Raw genomic sequence first — 17995 nt, 5'->3', positions numbered from 1 at the left:
ATGGGTCCTGGCCTTCGCCAGGACGACACCGGAGGTCGTGGCGCGCCTCTTCCCTACGTCCCGAACTCGTCGCGCATCCTGGCCTGGATCTTGGCCATGCCGCCGATCCAGCGGTCGTAATTCTCGGTCTTCTTGCGCATGTAGCCGAGCACCTGCGGGTGCGGCAGGATCAGGAACGTCTCCTGTTCGAGGCCGGCGAGCACGTCCTTGGCGACCTGCTCGGGCGAGAGGTCGCCGTCGCCGGATTGCGGGCCCTTGGGAATCGAGCGCAGCATGTTGGTATCGACGCCCTGGGGGCAGAGGATCGAGACACGGATGTTGTGCGCCTTGTGAGAGATCGCGAGATTTTCGGCAAAGCCGACCGCGGCATGTTTGGTGGTGGAGTAAGCCGGACTGCCGACCTGCGACAGCAGTCCCGCGGCCGAGATCGTGTTGAGGAAATAGCCGCCGCCGCGCGCCTTCATGCGCGGGATCAGATGCCGCGCCGCATAGACATGCGCCATGACGTGGATAGCCCAGCTGCGCTGCCAAGGCTCGTCCGAGGCGCCGCCGGCATTGACCGACATCGGGTCGAAGCCGCCGCCGATGCCGGCATTGGAGCAGAACAATTCGATCGGGCCGAACTGCCGCTCGGTCTCCTCAATGACGTGGGAAATATCCTTTTCCTGCGCGACATCGCATTTGAAGGCCGCGCCATCCACCGTGGCTGCGACCGCCCGCGCATTGTCCGCGTCCATGTCGGCGACGACGACCTTGGCCGCACCAGCCTTGTGAAACGCCTCGCACAGCGCCTTGCCGATGCCGTTGGCGCCGCCCGTGACGACCACGACCTTGCCGGTCACCTGCATGCGACGTCTCCTCTTGTCTTATACCGTTTGGGCTTATTCCGCTTCGCGGAGCTTGCTCAGCTCAACACGAGGTCGAGCACCGCGGTATAATGGCACGCCGCGCCGGCCAAGACAAAGCCGTGCCAAATCGCATTCTGGAAGCGCAGCCGCCGCCAGGCATGGAAGATCACGCCAAAGCTGTAGAGCAGTCCACCCGCAAGGATGAAGCCCAGCACCAGCGCAGGCAGCGCCTTGACCACGGAATCGTAGAGCATGATGCCGCTCCAGCCCATCGCGAGGTAGATGCCGACCGCGACGCGGTCGAACCGCCCAGGGTAGAGAAGTTTCAGCACGATGCCGAGGAGTGCCACGCACCAGACGCCGGCGAGCAGCACCAGCGCGACCCCACTGTCCTTCACCTCCAGGATGAATGGCGTGTAGGTCGCCGCGATCAGGAGATAGATCGCCGAATGGTCGAAGCGCCGCAGCAGCCATTTGGCCGGCGAGACCGGCCAGAGATTATAGGTCGCCGACAACACCAGCATCGAGAGCAGGCCGGCGACGTAGATCGTGACGCCGACGATGTCGGTCGCGTCGGCAAAGAGCACCGTCAGCACCACCAGCACGGTCGCGGCAATGATGCCGCAGAGCACGCCGATCGCGTGGATCACGCCGTCTGCGATCAGCTCGGCGCGGTCGTAATGCCAGCCGACCGCGTCGGCGGCTGCGTGGACGGAGGAGGATGCGAGCTGTTTCAGTTGGAAGACGGTCATGGCAATCCGCAAGGTGAGACAATACCCTCTTGTATGGGTGTTTCGGGACCGGCGCGTCGTTCAAACGGGTGATTTGCCGACAAAGGAGGTGGAAGTATGAAGCTTGATTTTCCCCACGCAATTGCCACTTTTGTGATCGGTCACACATTTTCTCCCGCCGAGATCACTTAACGTTCAAATGGCATTCAGTTTCCAGGATATGGTCGAAGAAGCGCGGTTGTCGGCGAGGGCGCTGATCGACTATGGCGGGCACTTCTTCAACCCGACGGTGCGGCTCGGGGTCACAGGCCTGTCGCGGGCCGGCAAGACGGTGTTCATCACCGCGCTGATCCATGGTCTGACGCGCGGTGGGCGGTTTCCGGTATTCGAGGCCTATTCATCCGGGCGGATCGCGCGGGCGCATCTGGCGCCGCAGCCGGACGACGCCGTGCCGCGCTTTGCCTATGAGAGCCATCTGCGCGCGCTGATCGAGGAGCGGCGCTGGCCGAGCTCGACTGTCGACATCAGCGAGCTCAGGCTCGTCATCGACTACCAGCGCCCGAACGGCGCCGACCGCACGCTGACGCTCGACATCGTCGACTATCCCGGCGAGTGGCTGCTCGACCTGCCGCTGCTCCAGAAGAGTTTCGAGCAATGGTCCGCCGAAAGCCTTGCGTTGTCGCGCGAGGCGCCGCGCGTGCATCTGGCTGCGGACTGGCACGCGCATCTCGCAACGCTCAAGCCCGAGGCGCGCGAGGACGAGCAGGCGACGCTCACGGCCGCGAAGCTGTTCAGGGGCTATTTGCAAGGCTGCCGCGACGAGCGGTTTGCGATGAGCCTGCTGCCGCCCGGCCGCTTCCTGATGCCGGGCAATCTCGCCGACACACCGGCGCTGACCTTTGCGCCGCTCGACGTTCCCGCGGGCGGCCAGGCGCCGGAGGGATCGCTCTGGGCGATGATGGTGCGCCGCTATGAGGCCTACAAGGACGTCGTGGTGCGGCCGTTCTTCCGGGATCATTTTGCCCGGCTCGATCGCCAGATCGTGCTGGCCGACGCGCTCGCCGCGTTCAACGCCGGCCCCGAAGCGCTGCACGATCTCGAAGCCGCGCTCGCGGGCATTCTCGACTGCTTCAACATCGGCCGCAGCACGATCCTCTCCGGCCTGTTCCGGCCGCGGATCGACCGCGTTCTGTTCGCGGCGACCAAGGCGGATCATCTGCATCATTCCAGCCATGACCGGCTCGAGGCCGTGCTGCGCCGCGCGGTCACCCACGCGGTTGCGCGCGCGGAAACTACCGGCGCGGCGATCGACGTCGTCGCGCTCGCCGCCGTCCGCGCCACGCGCGAGGCGCAGGTCGCGCATGGCCGTGACAAATTGCCGTCCATCCTGGGAACGCCGGCCGCCGGCGAAAGCGCCGGCGGCGAGTTCTTCGACGGCAACACCGAGGTGGCAACCTTTCCGGGCGACCTTCCGCTCGATCCCGAACCCCTCTTCAACGGCACCGATGCGTTCCGAGGGCTGTCGACCGAGGCCGCCGAGAAGAGCGATTTTCGCTTCCTGCGCTTTCGCCCGCCAAAGCTCGAACGCGAGGGGGCTGACCAGCCGGCGCTGCCTCACATCCGCCTCGACCGTGCCTTGCAGTTCCTGATCGGAGACAAATTGTCATGAACGACCGATCAAAGTCACGGCGGCCGGCAACGTTCCGGCTCGACGACCCCGGTGTTGTCGTCACCGAAGCCGACGAGACGACCCGGCTCGGTCGCACCACCATCCAGATCACGCCGGAGCCCGATCCGGCGAATTTGCCGGTGCCGATCGCAGCGACGCTTCCGGCGCGGCGCGGCTTTCCCTGGGGCACATTGTTCTGGTCCGGCGTTGCCGGGCTGACGCTGCTCGGGGTCGGACTCGGCGTTGTCCGTCTGATCGAAGATCTGTTTGCGCGCAGCGAAAGCCTCGGCTTCGTCGGACTGGCGCTTGCCTTCATCACCGCGCTTGCGCTCGCGGTGGTGACCGGACGCGAGGCGTTCGGGCTGGCGAGGCTGGCAACGATCGAAAAGCTACATCAGCGCGCGGCCGCCGTCCTTGCCAGCGACGATCGCAAGGAGAGCCGAATCATCGTGCAGGATCTGCTCAAGATCGCACATCAGAACCCGCAGCTCGCGCGCGCCCGTGCCGCACTAGAGAGCCACGCCGGGGAGATCATCGACGGCGCCGACATGATCCGGCTCGCCGAGCGCGAATTGATGTCGCCGCTGGACATCGAGGCGCGGCGGCTGGTGTCGTCAGCCGCGCAGAAGGTCTCGATCGTCACGGCGGTCTCGCCGCGCGCGTTGATCGACGTGTTGTTCGTGTTCGTGGCGTCGCTGCGCCTGATCCGCCAGCTCGCTTTTCTCTATGGCGGCCGCCCCGGCGCACTCGGCATGATCCGCCTGCTCCGCCACGTCATCGCCCACCTCGCCATCACCGGCGGCATAGCGGCGAGCGACAGCCTGGTGCAGCAGATGCTCGGCCACGGCATTGCGGCGAAGCTGTCGCAGCGGCTGGGCGAAGGCATGCTGAATGGATTGCTGACGGCGCGGCTGGGCCTCGCCGCGATCGACGTCACCCGGCCGCTGCCGTTCGCGGCACTGCCGCCGCCGAAGCTGTCGGATCTCGCCACGGATCTGCTGCGGAAGAAGGACGAGGAGGAGTAGCATTCTGTTTGCCGTCCCACGCTTGCGGGGAGACGAAAGCCAGCACGCGCCACTGGAACAGCGGCGAGTTCGTCGGCGGCGACAGCTCCGGCGTCCAGCCTGAGAGCTTCTCCAGCACATAATTGTCCATCACGAGACCGCGCCAGCGGCGTTCGACTTGACCAAGCGACTCGCGCCTGGCGGGGATGTTCTCCCACAGCGATGAGCGGTTGTCCGGCTCGCGTCCGACATAAATGCCGGCGTGGCCCTTGATCCGATCCATGCCGGGATCACGAAAGTCCTGGAAGCGGCCGCGCTCGTTGATCTCGATCACGGGCACGCGGCCCCTGAACAGCCAGCGCATCATGGCATAGGTGCGGTAGTCCGTCGTGGCGATCCAGGTCGCGCCGGTCTCGTCCAATGCGGCCTGTGCGCGCGCGGCGACCTGCTCGTAGCCGGATTCAGCGCCGACCGGATCGATCTTGCCGAGCAAATTCCAGGGCGCGGCGACGTAATAGAAGAACACGATGACGACAAAGGCGATGCCCGAGACCACTGCCGTGTTGGCCCAGAACAGCGACGCCCTGACCATCCGCGCCGATCTTCCTTCGCCCGACAGCATGGTGAGGTTGACGGCGGCGGCGGCGAAACCCACCGGCCACATGAACATCGGCCAGGTGTCGCCGACGCGGAGGGTCAGGGATTTCGCGAGGAAATAGAGAAACGGCACCAGGACCGCGGTCGACAACAAAATCGCGACCGGCTCGCGCGTGCGATAGCCGCGCCACGCCGTCATCACCACCCCCGTCAGCACCACCGGCAGCATGACGAAGCCGACCAGTCCGAATTGCAGGCCGATGTAGTCGCCGAAGGTGCGGAGCGAGATGCCGTAGCTGGTGGTGGCGCGCACGCCCTGGAAGCGGATCGCGGCCCAGTCGTGTTGCACGTTCCAGATCAGGACGGGCGAGAATACGGCGATTGCGATCAGGACCGCGAGATACGGATAGGGGCTGCGCAGCCAGCGCCAGCGCCAATCCGGCACCAGCAGAAAGGCGGCAACCGCTGGCGCGAACATGATCACGGTAAATTTCGACAGCATCGCCAATCCGGCGAACAGGCCGGCCGCGAGCCACCAGCGGCCGTCGCCGCCCAGCGCAAGCCGCACCAGGCACCACATCATCGCCACCGCAAACGGGATCATGGCGACATCGGGCGCGACCTTGGCCATTAGCAGGCCGTAATAGAGCGCGGCCTCCGGCATCAGCACCGCGAGCACGACGGCGCGCACATCATGGGTGAGGCGGCGGACGATATCGGCGAGCAGGAGCTGCGTCACCAGCATCGCGACGATGCCGCCGAAGCGCACACCGAGCGGGGTGTCGCCGAAGATCGCGGTGCCGAACCGGATCAGCCAGGCGATGCCGGGGGGATGATCCAGGAAACTGAGCGCCGTCTCCTGCGACCACGTCCAGTAATAGGCCTCGTCCGTACGCAGCTCGATTGCGGAGGCGTAGACCATGCGCAGCAGCGTCATCGCAGCAATGATCGCCGCGGCCATGACGAGCGGCCGGCGCGCCGCGCCTACGGGGGGCATCGTGATGTCGGGAGCTGTCGTCACGGCGGCGCTTTTCGCCAACCTGGGAGGGGGAGTCAATGTTGGGGACGGATCGACCTATTCCGCTGTCGCGATCCCAGCCCCGACGAGGAGACTGTGGGGTGGGCAAAGCGAAGCGTGCCCACCACAAGTGCCGATTGGTGGGCACGGCGCCAAGACGCCTTCCCACCCTACGATTTCGTCACCCTGCCGCGGATGTGATCCCGCAAGCTGGCCATCCCCGGAATTAAACGCGATGCTGGCTGTTCTCCTTCATGAACTGATACAACAGAATCATGGCCGCAACCGCATCCTCACGATTTTCCGAGCTTTCCCGCGCCATCAGCGTGCGCCAGGTGCGGCTGGTCTGCGGCGTCATCCTGTTCGCCTATGTGGTCAGCCATTTCCTCAACCATGCGCTCGGCAACATCTCGGTCGATGCCATGGAGATCGGGGTCTACTACCACACGCTGTTCTGGCAGTTCCTGCCGGTTGCGATCACGTTCTACACGGCGGCGCTCACGCATATGGGGCTCGGCATCTATGCACTGTATCAGCGCCGGCAGTTCCGCTGGCGGACGGTCGAGCCGCTGCAGCTCGTGCTGGGCTTGAGCATCCCCGCGCTGGTCATGGGGCACGTGATCGGCGTGCGGCTCGGCCAGACGCTGTACGGGCACCAAAAGCTCTATCCGCAGGAACTCTATCTGTTCTTCGTTGCGTCGAACCGCATCTGGACCATGACGATCCTGCTTCTCATCGCCTGGGTGCACGGCTGCATCGGCATCTATTTCTGGCTTCGTCTCAAACCGTTCTTCACGCGCGCGGCGCCCTATCTGCTCGCGGCGGCCGTGCTGATCCCGACGCTGTCGCTGCTGGGTGTCTACCAGGGTGGCCGCAGCGTCGAGGTCGAGGCCGACGACGGGGAATGGCGGACGCACCATCTCACGCGCCGCCAGGTCGGCACGGCTGCCGAGGCCACGACGCTCGACCGCATCACCGGCGGCCTCACCGCCGGTTATCTCGGATTGCTCGCCTTGGCGCTCGCCGCACGCGGCGTGCGGGCCTTGCGCGAACGACGCGGTGGCATGATCGCGCTGTCCTACGGCAACGGCAAGACGGTGCGCGTCCCAAAGGGCCTCTCCGTGCTGGAGGCGAGCCTGCGCCACAATGTGCCGCATGCCAGCGTCTGCGGCGGCCGCGCCCGCTGCTCGACGTGTCGCATCCGCATCATCGGCGATCATGACGCCCTGCCCGAGCCGTCGCAGCGCGAGGCGTTCGTGCTCACCCGCGTCGGCACCAGCGATCCCTCGATCAGGCTGGCCTGCCAGCTGCGGCCGACGTCGGATCTCTCCTTCTTCCAGCTTTTCACCGCGCATACCCTGACGGCGAGCACACAGGCCTCGACGCCCGCCAGAATCGGCCAGGAGCGCTATCTCGTCAGCCTGTTCGTGGACATGCGCGGCTCGACGCAGCTGGCCGAGAAGCGGCTGCCGTTCGACACCGTGTTCATCGTCAACCGCTTCCTCGGCGCCGTCTCGCAGGCCGTGATCGAGAATGGCGGCCAGCCGAACCAGTTCGTCGGCGACGGCATGCTGGCGCTGTTCGGGCTGAGCGCCGATCCGCAAACCGCCTGCCGGCAGGCGCTGAAGGCCGCCGCTGGCATCGCCAGGCAAATCGACGAGCTCAACGAGCTCCTGAGTCACGATCTGCGTCAGCCGATCCGCTTCGGCATCGGCATCCATGGCGGCGAGGTCATCATCGGCGACATCGGCTATCGCGATCACATCGTGTTCACGGCGCTGGGCGACGCCGTCAACGTCGCGGCCCGCCTCCAGGACATGACCAAGACACTGGCTTGCGAAGCGATCGTCTCGGAGGAAGTCCGCCGCACCGCGGGCCTTGCCGACGATGCGCTGCCGCAGCAGGAGGTCGCGATCCGCGGCCGCGACGAACCGATGGCCGTGCGTGTGGTTGCGGACGCGAGGGAGCTGTCGGCGCTCGTCGATCGCGGCGAACGCGTCGCGGCGTAACACCGGCTTGCTGCAACGCAGCGGCATGGGCCTGCTGCGAAAGCACGAATTGACTTCAACTGAGTCGTTGCGACACATGAGTGCGAGATCGCGGTGATGACCGTGATCCACCGAAAAGCTCCGGGAGGAGACCACATGTTCGATCGACGCGACCTGCTCAAAGGAGCGGGCCTTGCCGCTGTTACGACTGCACTGAACTCGACCAAAGCGCTGGCACTCGACACCGTCGCCCTGCCCTTCGCCAATGGCGAACGGCCCTTGGTGAAATATCCGCAGAAGCGGCCGATGATCGGCCTGACCAGTCGCCCGCCGCAGCTCGAGACGCCGTTCGCGGTGTTCAACGACGGCCCGATCACGCCGAATAACGCGTTCTTCGTGCGCTATCACCTGTCCGACCTGCCTTACAGTCTCGACCCCGACAAGTTCACTCTCGAGGTCAAGGGCAAGGTCGACAAGCCGCTCAAGCTGTCGCTGAAGGACATAAGGAAGATGAAGGCGACCGAGATCGTCGCCGTCAACCAGTGCTCCGGCAACAGCCGCGGCTTCCTGTATCCGCGCGTCGCCGGCGGCCAGCTCGCCAACGGCGCGATGGGCAATGCGCGATGGCGCGGCGTGCCGCTGAAGGCCGTGCTGGCGATGGTGGGCGTGCAGAGCGGCGCCAAGCAGGTCACCTTCAACGGCATGGACGGTCCGGTCAGCGACAAGACGCCCGATTTCGTCAAGGCGCTCGATATCGATCACGCCAGCGACGGCGAGGTGATGCTGGCCTATGGCATGAACGGCGAGGACCTGCCGTTCCTCAACGGCTTTCCGCTGCGCCTGATCGTGCCCGGCTATTTCGGCACCTATTGGGTCAAGCACGTCAACGAGATCACCGTCATCGACAATGTCTATGACGGCTTCTGGATGAAGTCGGCCTATCGCATTCCGGACACGCCGAACAATGCGGTCGAGCCGGGCACCGCACCGAAGGCGACGATCCCGATCAACCGCTTCACCATCCGTTCCTTCATCACCAGCGTCCCCGACGGAGCCAAGCTGAAAGCAGGCGGCACGACGCTACGCGGCATCGCCTTCGACGGCGGAAAGGGCATCAAGGAGGTCGCGGTCTCCACCGACGGCGGCAAGACCTGGACCGGCGCCAAGCTCGGCAAGGACCTTGGCAAATACTCGTTCCGTGAATGGACGCTGCCGGTGAAGCTCGCGGCGGGCTCCTACGAGCTCAAGGTGCGCGCCACCGGCAATGGTGGCGAAACCCAGCCGGATACGCCGCGCTGGAATCCGGCGGGTTACTTGCGCAACGTCGTCGAAACCGTCCGCGTCACCGTGGCTTGAGGGGAATGATCATGCAGCGCACCGCTCTTCTCGCCATTTCGCTCGCACTCGCCGCCGTGGTGGGTTCTGCACTTGCAGCACCGGTCAATTACAAGACCCCCGATGAGGTCGCGGCGTTCAAGCCCGGCCCCAATCTTGAAGTCGTGCAGGGCAATTGCAGCGCCTGCCACTCCGCCGACTACATCAACACGCAGCCGCCGATGAAGGACAAGAAAGGTTTCTGGCAGGCCGAGGTCACCAAGATGATCAAGGTCTATGGCGCGCCGATCGACGATGCCGAGGTCGGCAAGATCGTCGATTATCTGGCCGCGACTTATTGACGGATGGCACGCGGCGCGCGGACCAAGTGACCGCGAAACGGGCAAATCCGGCAAAAACGCCGCGAAGTTGAGCGGAATTCGGCGAAAGGCGGATGTGGTTTGAGCTACCAAGCCAGCCACATTCCGCGTATCGTATTAGGACCGAACCGGCCGGTTGGCGGGGACTGGCGGTTCGCGATCTCGGAGGAAGACCCGCGGAGAAGTCGTGATGGCTAAAGGTACGGTCAAGTGGTTCAACCCGACGAAGGGTTATGGATTTATCCAGCCTGCGTCGGGCGGCAAGGATGTGTTCGTGCATATCTCGGCAGTGCAGAAAGCCGGCCTGTCGTCCCTGAACGAAGGGCAGACGGTGGAATATGAAGAGATCGCAAACCGAGGCAAAAGCTCCGCAGAGAACCTCAAAGTATAAGCCCGGCGGCTTTCGCTAACTCCCGGATCGATCCGGGAGCCGGGCCAAGAAAATTTCAGAAGACGGTCAGTGCATTCGACGACAGGCGTTGCGATTGCACACGGAGAACTATTTGTCCCGCGAAGATCGCCCGTTCAACGCCACAGCAATGACAGTCGCGACAGCACTTCGTTAGTCCACCGGCAATGGTGCGTCGCGCTTGATCTCTTCCATCACCGCATAGGTTCGCGTTTCGCGCACGCCGGGCATCGACAGCAAGGTCTCGCCGAGGAAGCGCCGATACGCGGTCATGTCTGCCAGCCGCGCCTTCACAAGATAGTCGAAGCCGCCGGCAACCATGTGACACTCCAGCACCTCGGGCGCGAGTTTCACCGCGCGGGCAAAACGCTCGAAATTATCAGGCGTGGTCTTGTCGAGCAGCACTTCGACGAACACCAGGAGCCCAAGGCCGAGCCGGTGCGGGTTGAGCCGCGCCCCATAGCCCTCGATAAAGCCCTCTCGCTGCAAACGCTTCAGCCGCTCGCCGATCGAGGTCGGCGACAGCCCGATGCGCTCCGCGAGCTCGACATTGGCGATTCGCCCGTCCTGCTGCAAAATCGAGAGGATCTTCCGGTCTGTGCGATCTAATTCCATACTTTATGAGGTTAAATGGCTGCGAGGCTTCATTTCCTAAGCCAGATCAGCTAAATTGTCTATCGAGCTAAGGTAACGCCGGCATTATCCTGGATCGGAGCCACAGGACACGCCATGCCGAACATTCCGCCTCCCTTCTCCGCAACCTACACGCCCGATGATGCCGATATCGCCGCGCGCCTTTTGCCGTCTGCGCATCTCGGCCCGCCGCAGGAGGCGCGGATCGATCGCACCGCGACACGGCTGATCGAAGCCATCCGCAAGCGCGACGATCGGCTTGGCGGCGGTCTTGGCGGGGTAGAGGACATGCTGCGGGAGTTCGCGCTCTCGACCAAGGAAGGCCTCGCTTTGATGGTGCTGGCGGAGGCGCTGCTACGCGTGCCTGACGCGCGCACCGCCGACCAGTTCATCGAGGACAAGCTCGGCGAGGGCGACTTCATCCACCACGAGACCAAGTCCACGGCGTTCCTGGTCAACGCCTCGGCCTGGGCGTTGGGCCTCTCGGCGCGGGTGATCCAGCCCGGCGAGACGCCCGACGGCACCATCGGCCGTCTCGTGAAGCGGCTGGGCGCACCGGCCGTGCGCACCGCCACGCGCCAGGCGATGCGGCTGATGGGCAATCATTTCGTGCTGGGGGAGACCATCGCGCAGGCCCTGGAGCGGGCCCGGCCGCGCTCGGGTGAGAGGGCGCGCTATTCCTTCGACATGCTCGGCGAAGGCGCGCGCACGGCCACCGACGCCAGGCGCTATTTCGACGCCTATGCCAGTGCCATCGAGACGATCGGCAAGGCGGCCGGCAACCATCCCCTGCCCGACCGGCCCGGCATCTCCGTCAAGCTCTCGGCGCTGCATCCGCGCTTCGAGGCGATCAGCCGCGACCGCGTGATGAGCGAACTGGTGCCGCAACTGCTGGACCTGGCGCAGCGCGCCAAGGTCCATGATCTCAACTTCACTGTCGATGCCGAGGAAGCCGACCGGCTGGAATTGTCCCTCGACGTGATCGCGGCGACGCTCGCCGATCCCTCGCTTGCCGGCTGGGACGGATTTGGCCTCGCGATCCAGGCTTATCAGAAGCGCGCCGGCGACGTGATCGACTATGTCGATGCGCTCGCCCGCACGCATGACCGCACGCTGATGGTGCGGCTGGTCAAGGGCGCCTATTGGGACACCGAGATCAAGCGCGCGCAGGAGCGCGGGCTCGACGGCTATCCCGTGTTCACCCGCAAGGCGATGACGGATCTGAACTACGTCGCCTGCGCTCAAAAGCTGTTGAGTCTGCGGCCACGGATCTTCCCGCAATTCGCCACCCACAACGCGCTGAGCGTGGCGACCGTGCTGGAGCTTGCCGGCGTCAACGGCGGCTTCGAATTTCAGCGCCTGCATGGCATGGGCGAGGCGCTCTACGAGCAGCTCGCCAAGGATCACCCCGAAATCGCCTACCGCACCTACGCCCCGGTCGGCAGCCATCGCGACCTGCTCGCTTATCTGGTGCGGCGATTGTTGGAGAACGGTGCGAATTCCTCCTTCGTGGCACAGGCGTCCGATTACCGCGTGCCGGTTACGGCGCTGTTGCAACGCCCGGCGGATGCCGTCGTCCGGCCGCAGCAGGCGTCCCATCCGAAAATTCCGCTGCCGGGCGATCTGTTCGCGCCAGAACGGCGCAATTCGCGCGGCGTCGAATTCGGCGCGCGCGCCGCGCTCGAGCGGTTGCTGACCGAGGTCAAGGCCGAGACGATTGACTTCAAACCTGTCACTGAGGCAACGCCGGATCAGGCCAATGCGGCAGTGGCTGCAGCGCGCGCCGGCTTTGCCGCCTGGAGCCGGACACCCGCAGCCACGCGCGCGGTGGCGCTGGAGCAGGCAGCGCATCTTCTGGAGAACCGCGCGCCCCATTTCATCGCGCTGCTGCAACGCGAGGGCGGCAAGACGCTCGACGATGCGCTGTCGGAACTGCGCGAGGCCACCGACTTCTGCCGCTATTATGCCGCGCAGGGCCGCAAGCTATTCGGTAACGATGTGGCGATGCCGGGCCCGACCGGCGAGAGCAACGCGCTTGCCATGCGCGGCCGCGGCGTCTTCGTGGCGATCTCGCCATGGAATTTTCCGCTGGCGATCTTCCTCGGCCAGGTCACGGCGGCGCTGATGGCCGGCAACAGCGTGGTGGCCAAGCCCGCGGAGCAGACCCCGCGCATCGCGGTCGAGGCGGTGCGGCTGCTGCACGAAGCCGGCATCCCCGCAAGCGCGCTGCACCTCGTCGCCGGCGACGGCCGCATCGGCGCCGCGCTGACGGCGCACCCCGATATCGCCGGAATCGTCTTCACCGGCTCGACCGAGGTTGCGCGCAGCATCAACCGGGCGCTGGCGGCCAAGGACGGGCCGATCGTGCCGCTGATCGCGGAGACCGGCGGCATCAACACCATGGTCGCGGATGCGACTGCGTTGCCCGAGCAGGTCGCGGACGATGTCGTCACCTCGGCGTTTCGTTCCGCCGGCCAGCGCTGCTCGGCGCTGCGGCTGCTGTTCGTGCAGGAGGACGTCGCCGACCGCATGATCGAGATGATCGCGGGCGCGGCGCGCGAGTTGAAGATCGGCGACGCCAGCGACGTCGCGACCCATATCGGCCCGGTGATCGATGTCGAGGCCAAGCAGCGCCTCGATGCGCATATCGCACGAATGAAGAGAGAGGCGCGGCTGCACTTTGCCGGCACCGCGCCGAAGGGCTGCTTCGTGGCGCCGCATATTTTCGAGCTTGAGGATGCCGGCCAGCTGACCTCGGAGGTGTTCGGCCCGATCCTCCACGTCGTGCGCTACCCTGCCGAAAATCTCGAATGCGTCCTGCAGGCGATCGAGCGCACCGGCTACGGGCTGACGCTCGGCATCCATTCCCGCATCGACGATACCATCGAGGCGATCGTCGACCGCGTCCAGATCGGCAACATCTACGTCAACCGCAACATGATCGGCGCCGTGGTCGGCGTGCAGCCGTTCGGCGGCAACGGCCTGTCCGGAACCGGCCCGAAAGCCGGTGGCCCGCACTACCTCGCGCGCTTTGCGACCGAGCAGACCGTGACGATCAACACCGCAGCAGCCGGCGGCAACGCTGCCCTGCTCGCAGGGGATGAGTGAGGCGCGGCGAGGAGCGTTGCATCCCGCCGAAACATCGGTCTAATGCTGCCCGTGACGTGGCCCTCGCCAATTCCAGCGCGCGGGAAACAACACGAGTTAGGGAGCAATTCCGCGATGGAAAAGGGCATTTTTGCAGGGCTCAAGGTGCTGGATTGCGCGAGCTTCATCGCAGCGCCAGCGGCCGCGACCGTGCTGTCGGATTTCGGCGCCGACGTCGTCAAGATCGAACCGCCCGGTGCCGGCGATCCCTACCGCAATCTGCCCAATATTCCGGGATATCCGACCAGCGAGCACAATTTCGCCTGGCTGCTGGAGGCCCGCAACAAGAAGAGCATCGCGCTCGACCTCGCAAAGCCGGAGGCGCAGGCCGTGCTCTACAAGCTCGTGGAAGAGGCCGACGTCTTCATCACCAACATGCCGCCGCCGGTGCGCACCAAGCTCGGCATCACCTATGACCACCTCGCCCATCTCAATCATCGCCTGATCTACGCCTCCTTCACCGGCTATGGCGAGAAAGGCGAAGAGGCCAACAAGCCCGGCTTCGACAGCAACGCCTATTGGGCGCGCTCCGGCCTGATGGACCTCGTCCGCGCCGACACCGACACGACGCCGGCCCGCTCGGTCGCCGGCATGGGCGACCATCCCTGCGCCATGGCGTTCTACGGCGCGATCGTCACCGCGCTGTATCAGCGCGAGAAGACCGGCAAGGGCTCACATGTCGCCTCCAATTTGATGGCGAACGGCGTGTGGGCTGCGAGCGTGCTGGCGCAGGCAAAGCTCTGCGGCGCCAAGTTCGCCGAGCGGCGGCCGCGCGAACGCGCGTTGAACGCGGTCGCCAACCACTATCAGTGCAAGGACGGCCGCTGGCTGATCCTGTCGCTGCTGAGCGAGGAGAAGCAGTTTCCGACGCTGGCCAGGTGTCTCGGCCGCGAAGACCTCATCACCGATCCGCGTTTCGCTACCAAACCCGACCGCCACGCCCGCTCCGTCGAACTGATCAAGATCTTTGACGAGACCTTTGCAACCAAGGATCTCGCCGAATGGCGCAAGATCCTCGACGGCAACGGACTCGTGTTCGGCATCGTCGGCATCCTGGACGACATCCCGAACGACAAGCAGATGCTCGACAACGAGGTTCTGGTGCCGTTCGAGAACGACACCATGCTCACCATCTCCAGCCCGATCTGGATCGACGGCGCCAAGAAAGTGCAGCCGCGCAAGCCGCCCGGCGTCGGCGAGCACAGTGACGAGATTTTGCGCGGCGCGGGATACGACGAGGCGGCGATCAAGCAGCTGCGGTCGCAGGGGGCGGTGGGGTAGGCAATACGCTGCCACATGCGCTGGTGGCGGAGTGATTGCCCCAGCTCGCATTGCGAGCGAAGCGAAGCAATCCAGGCTGCGAGCGCGAAGCGAAGCAATCCAGAATCTTCGAGCGCAGCGAAGCAATCCAGAATCCCGCCGCGGACGCATTTCTGGATTGCTTCGCTACGCTCGCAATGACGATGTCGGGAGATCGCGGTATAATAGTCGGCAAAGTAATCGCGAGGTCCCATGCCCAGCTACCGCCTGCACTACTTCCCCGAATCCGGCAACAGCTACAAGCTGGCGCTGATGCTGACGCTTTGCGGCGAGAGGTTCGAGCCGGTCTGGACCGACTTTGCCGGCGGCGTCACGCGCACGCCGGAATGGCGCAAGAGCGTGAACGAGATGGGCGAGATTCCCGTGCTCGAGGTCGACGGTGTGAAGATGACGCAGACCGCGCCTCTCCTGCTCAAGCTTACCGAGCAGTACGGGCGTTTCGGTGCCGAGACCGAGGAGGAAAAGTTCGAGCTGCTGCGCTGGCTGTTCTGGGACAACCACAAGCTCACCGGCTACATGGCGACCTACCGCTTCATGCGCGCCTTCACGCAAAGCAACGATCCGCAGGTGCTGAAACACTTTCGCAGGCGGCTCGAAGACTTCCTCGGCATTCTCGACGGCCATCTCCAGCACAATGAATTCGCGATCGGCACCAGGCCGACCGTCGCCGATATCTCGATGATGGCCTATCTGCACTATCCGAGCGACGAGCACGGCTTCGATTTCGCGGAAAGCTATCCCGCCATCCACGCCTGGCTTGGCCGCATGGCCGCACTGCCCGGGTGGAAGCCGGCCTACGAGCTGCTGCCCGGCAAGCGGATGACGAACTACGCGAAGTGAGCGTGCCGACTACTTCAGCGCCAGCCAGCCGAGCGTGAACAGGATTCCACCGATGATGACGACGACCGTGACAGCCCAGGTGCTGACGCGGATGCTGCCGGTGACCTGCTTGGCCTCTTCATTCTGCGCGATCTCGCGATTGCGCTCCTTGTTGGCTTCGCTGGAGTCCGTCATGGGTCATCCAAACCGGTTGTGGGCTTTATCTTGCGCGTGATCTTCGGAAAACCGCTGCACACTTTGCGCTGGCGCGGCCCTCCGGGTCCGGATCACGCGCTAACGCGTCTTGATGAAGCACATGCCGATGCGGCGCGAGGCCGCGGCAGCCTGACAGGTCAATCCTTTAGCACAGTTCCATGACGTAAAACTCCTGTCGGCCGATCCCGATCCCGCATTTTCCAGGGAACAATGCGCGCCCCAGCCGTCCTGATATTCGGTCCCGGCCAGCTCAGTGCTGCCGCGGGTCTGCGGCCGGCTGGCAAATCCGCGTGAGAAATCAGGACGTTTGCCTGCGGCCATCGCGGTCAGGATGTCGCGGCGGCGGACCTGGTCGCCAAGAAAATGCGGCGAAGCCGGCACGATGGTCGCATTGGACGGCTTGTCCGCGAGCCAATCGACGCCCGGGAAATGAAAGCCGCCGATGCCGCGGGTCTGGTGGCACCCGGCGCAGGTGATATCGTTGAGGCGGCGCTGGAAGCCCGCGACCGAGCGGACGTTCTGCAGATCGATGCCACGCGCCGCAGCCTGCTTCAGCGCACCAACCACGTCGTTGTCGGAGAAGACCGGCTCGCCTTGTCCCTCTCCGTTGCCCTCCCCTTGCATCATCCCGAACTCCGGCTGCAACGGGGAAGCATCGAGGCCGGCGGGCGTCGGCACGATTGCAGCCTTGGCCAGGAATTTTTCCGGGATCAGCACCGTCCCGCGATCGAAGTCGCGAAGATGGTCGGGCGCAAGCAGCCAATCCCTGAAGTCGCGCCGGAGATCATTGTCGGCGAGAATGCGGTCGCGGTCGATCTGGTTCTCCAGGGTCGATTCCGCGAACGTCTTGGAGGCGGCGTCGTACTTGAACACCTTGAGCAGATAGTCGGAGCGGAAATCGTGCAGCGCCGATTTCGCTGCAACCGAGATCTGAACGTTGGTCTCGATGCGATCGAGCGTCGCATCGTAAGGGAAGAAGTCGCTGCCGATCAGCCCCTGCCAGTCGCCATCGCCGAGCCAGCGTCGCGCGACCTCGGCGCAGGTGATCCGCTTGCCGCTCCCGTCCATCTGGCGCGCGTCGCGCGCCTTCATCGCCAGATTGAGCGTCATCGGCAGCCGCGTGGCTGTCCTGCCGCCGTCCGGTTTGGTCTCGAAACGCGCAAGACGATAGATCAGCCTGATCTCGCCGCAAGAGTCTTCCGAGACATAGGCCCGGTCCATGCGGTTGACGATGCCGGCCAGCACGAAACGGGTGTCGCGGGATTTCAGATTGGCCCGATCGAACAATTGTACGTCGAAGCCCTCGCCGACGCCGATGGTCTCGGTCGAATATGCCGCCTTCTGCCGCGCGACGTAGCGGTCGATCTCGGCGTCGATTGCGGGGCGAATTTCCTTGAGCTGCGACAGCCACGAAAACATCAGATCGGTCGTCAGGGGAAAGTTCGCGTTCCGCTCCGGCCACAACAGGCGCGAGATCGTGAATGCGTCGTGCTGGTCGAGCTCGCGCAGGAGATCGGGATCGGTGATCGCCGTGCCGCGCGCCAATTGCGCGTTCTCCGCGGCCAATGACGACACGATGCCGCCGAAAAATACGGCAGCAGCAACGAGAATTCGCAAGGCGCGGCTCATGCCTCAGGTAACACCGCGCAGGGACGACTATTCAAGCAAAAAGGCGCTTCACCTGGTGGTGAAGCGCCTCTTCGAAAGTCGGATGATGAGCGGCTCAGCGCGCGACGATCAGTCCTTTGCTGGTGACGACCACCCAGCGGCCGTCCTGACGGCGGATCGCATCGACACGGCCAACGCCCGGGATGGGGTCACCGGCATAAACCTCGTAGAGCCCACCGCGGCCCTCGACCAGTGCACCACCGTTGGAGACGTCGCGCAGCACCCAGCCTTCGA

The 17995-nt window shown here is 64.8% G+C and carries 15 protein-coding genes; 9 read left to right on the top strand and 6 right to left on the bottom strand.

Going from position 1 to position 17995, the window contains the following annotated elements; translation table 11 throughout:
• Nucleotides 1-53 precede the first annotated feature (53 nt).
• Nucleotides 54-848: an SDR family oxidoreductase gene (locus IVB47_RS23290; RefSeq protein WP_247358072.1), complete on the bottom strand. Its 795-nt coding sequence runs from the start codon at nucleotides 846-848 to the stop codon at nucleotides 54-56.
• A 56-nt stretch (nucleotides 849-904) separates the two neighbouring features.
• Nucleotides 905-1600, bottom strand: a complete 696-nt coding sequence (locus IVB47_RS23285; RefSeq protein WP_027565229.1) for a hemolysin III family protein — start codon at nucleotides 1598-1600, stop codon at nucleotides 905-907.
• A 178-nt stretch (nucleotides 1601-1778) separates the two neighbouring features.
• Here IVB47_RS23285 and IVB47_RS23280 point away from each other — a divergent pair, with 178 nt between their 5' ends.
• Entirely contained in the window at nucleotides 1779-3248 is a 1470-nt protein-coding gene (locus IVB47_RS23280; protein WP_247464643.1) for a YcjX family protein, read from the top strand.
• The gene (locus IVB47_RS23275) at nucleotides 3245-4273 is read left to right on the top strand and encodes a TIGR01620 family protein (RefSeq protein WP_247464640.1); all 1029 of its coding nucleotides are present in this window, start codon (nucleotides 3245-3247) and stop codon (nucleotides 4271-4273) included. The genes IVB47_RS23280 and IVB47_RS23275 overlap by 4 nt, the downstream gene beginning before the upstream one ends.
• On the opposite strand, the gene IVB47_RS23270 is transcribed toward IVB47_RS23275, so the two are convergent.
• Nucleotides 4182-5846, bottom strand: a complete 1665-nt coding sequence (locus IVB47_RS23270) for a glycosyltransferase family 39 protein (protein WP_247464753.1) — start codon at nucleotides 5844-5846, stop codon at nucleotides 4182-4184. The two genes, IVB47_RS23275 and IVB47_RS23270, sit on opposite strands and share 92 nt — an antisense overlap.
• Nucleotides 5847-6142: 296 nt before the next feature.
• Here IVB47_RS23270 and IVB47_RS23265 point away from each other — a divergent pair, with 296 nt between their 5' ends.
• The 4 genes from IVB47_RS23265 (at nucleotide 6143) to IVB47_RS23250 (ending at nucleotide 9940) form a co-directional block, all read left to right on the top strand.
• Nucleotides 6143-7876 carry an adenylate/guanylate cyclase domain-containing protein gene (locus tag IVB47_RS23265; protein ID WP_247464637.1) on the top strand — a complete coding sequence of 578 codons (1734 nt, stop codon included), beginning with the start codon at nucleotides 6143-6145 and terminating at the stop codon, nucleotides 7874-7876.
• Nucleotides 7877-8011: 135 nt separating this feature from the next.
• Nucleotides 8012-9211 carry a molybdopterin-dependent oxidoreductase gene (locus tag IVB47_RS23260; protein WP_247464633.1) on the top strand — a complete coding sequence of 400 codons (1200 nt, stop codon included), beginning with the start codon at nucleotides 8012-8014 and terminating at the stop codon, nucleotides 9209-9211.
• Nucleotides 9212-9222: 11 nt separating this feature from the next.
• Entirely contained in the window at nucleotides 9223-9531 is a 309-nt protein-coding gene (locus tag IVB47_RS23255; RefSeq protein ID WP_247464630.1) for a cytochrome c, read from the top strand.
• A gap of 208 nt (nucleotides 9532-9739) precedes the next feature.
• A complete protein-coding gene (locus tag IVB47_RS23250) occupies nucleotides 9740-9940 on the top strand; it encodes a cold shock domain-containing protein (RefSeq protein ID WP_007596519.1) in 201 nt (66 codons plus the stop codon).
• 171 nt (nucleotides 9941-10111) lie between these two features.
• Here IVB47_RS23250 and IVB47_RS23245 read toward each other — a convergent pair whose 3' ends face one another.
• A complete protein-coding gene (locus tag IVB47_RS23245) occupies nucleotides 10112-10573 on the bottom strand; it encodes an Lrp/AsnC ligand binding domain-containing protein (protein ID WP_007596520.1) in 462 nt (153 codons plus the stop codon).
• Nucleotides 10574-10687: 114 nt separating this feature from the next.
• Between IVB47_RS23245 and putA the strand changes: the two genes are divergently transcribed.
• From putA to IVB47_RS23230, 3 genes are all read left to right on the top strand, one after another.
• The gene (putA, locus tag IVB47_RS23240; RefSeq protein WP_247464629.1) at nucleotides 10688-13699 is read left to right on the top strand and encodes a bifunctional proline dehydrogenase/L-glutamate gamma-semialdehyde dehydrogenase PutA; all 3012 of its coding nucleotides are present in this window, start codon (nucleotides 10688-10690) and stop codon (nucleotides 13697-13699) included.
• Between the two features lie 114 nt (nucleotides 13700-13813).
• The gene (locus tag IVB47_RS23235; protein ID WP_247464626.1) at nucleotides 13814-15019 is read left to right on the top strand and encodes a CoA transferase; all 1206 of its coding nucleotides are present in this window, start codon (nucleotides 13814-13816) and stop codon (nucleotides 15017-15019) included.
• Between the two features lie 231 nt (nucleotides 15020-15250).
• Nucleotides 15251-15898 carry a glutathione S-transferase family protein gene (locus IVB47_RS23230; RefSeq protein WP_027565239.1) on the top strand — a complete coding sequence of 216 codons (648 nt, stop codon included), beginning with the start codon at nucleotides 15251-15253 and terminating at the stop codon, nucleotides 15896-15898.
• A 9-nt stretch (nucleotides 15899-15907) separates the two neighbouring features.
• Here IVB47_RS23230 and IVB47_RS23225 read toward each other — a convergent pair whose 3' ends face one another.
• Both IVB47_RS23225 and IVB47_RS23220 read right to left on the bottom strand, forming a co-directional pair.
• Entirely contained in the window at nucleotides 15908-16072 is a 165-nt protein-coding gene (locus tag IVB47_RS23225; RefSeq protein WP_197031092.1) for a hypothetical protein, read from the bottom strand.
• A 99-nt stretch (nucleotides 16073-16171) separates the two neighbouring features.
• Nucleotides 16172-17722 (bottom strand): hypothetical protein, encoded by a 1551-nt coding sequence (locus IVB47_RS23220; protein ID WP_247464623.1) that lies wholly within the window; start codon nucleotides 17720-17722, stop codon nucleotides 16172-16174.
• Between the last annotated feature and the right edge of the window lie 273 nt (nucleotides 17723-17995).

The organism is Bradyrhizobium sp. 62, assembly GCF_023073035.1.
In the GTDB taxonomy this organism is placed as follows: Bacteria; Pseudomonadota; Alphaproteobacteria; order Rhizobiales; family Xanthobacteraceae; genus Bradyrhizobium.
This window is presented reverse-complemented; position numbering and strand designations above follow the sequence as displayed.

Bases quoted from the DNA above. Each gene is read 5' to 3' on its own strand.
- putA (WP_247464629.1), top strand. From the start codon at position 10,688: ATGCCGAACATTCCGCCTCCCTTCTCCGCAACCTACACGCCCGATGAT.
- IVB47_RS23235 (WP_247464626.1), top strand. From the start codon at position 13,814: ATGGAAAAGGGCATTTTTGCAGGGCTCAAGGTGCTGGATTGCGCGAGC.
- IVB47_RS23220 (WP_247464623.1), bottom strand. From the start codon at position 17,722: ATGAGCCGCGCCTTGCGAATTCTCGTTGCTGCTGCCGTATTTTTCGGC.
- IVB47_RS23280 (WP_247464643.1), top strand. From the start codon at position 1,779: ATGGCATTCAGTTTCCAGGATATGGTCGAAGAAGCGCGGTTGTCGGCG.
- IVB47_RS23225 (WP_197031092.1), bottom strand. From the start codon at position 16,072: ATGACGGACTCCAGCGAAGCCAACAAGGAGCGCAATCGCGAGATCGCG.
- IVB47_RS23255 (WP_247464630.1), top strand. From the start codon at position 9,223: ATGCAGCGCACCGCTCTTCTCGCCATTTCGCTCGCACTCGCCGCCGTG.
- IVB47_RS23250 (WP_007596519.1), top strand. From the start codon at position 9,740: ATGGCTAAAGGTACGGTCAAGTGGTTCAACCCGACGAAGGGTTATGGA.
- IVB47_RS23245 (WP_007596520.1), bottom strand. From the start codon at position 10,573: ATGGAATTAGATCGCACAGACCGGAAGATCCTCTCGATTTTGCAGCAG.
- IVB47_RS23260 (WP_247464633.1), top strand. From the start codon at position 8,012: ATGTTCGATCGACGCGACCTGCTCAAAGGAGCGGGCCTTGCCGCTGTT.
- IVB47_RS23275 (WP_247464640.1), top strand. From the start codon at position 3,245: ATGAACGACCGATCAAAGTCACGGCGGCCGGCAACGTTCCGGCTCGAC.
- IVB47_RS23270 (WP_247464753.1), bottom strand. From the start codon at position 5,846: ATGCCCCCCGTAGGCGCGGCGCGCCGGCCGCTCGTCATGGCCGCGGCG.
- IVB47_RS23230 (WP_027565239.1), top strand. From the start codon at position 15,251: ATGCCCAGCTACCGCCTGCACTACTTCCCCGAATCCGGCAACAGCTAC.
- IVB47_RS23265 (WP_247464637.1), top strand. From the start codon at position 6,143: ATGGCCGCAACCGCATCCTCACGATTTTCCGAGCTTTCCCGCGCCATC.
- IVB47_RS23285 (WP_027565229.1), bottom strand. From the start codon at position 1,600: ATGACCGTCTTCCAACTGAAACAGCTCGCATCCTCCTCCGTCCACGCA.
- IVB47_RS23290 (WP_247358072.1), bottom strand. From the start codon at position 848: ATGCAGGTGACCGGCAAGGTCGTGGTCGTCACGGGCGGCGCCAACGGC.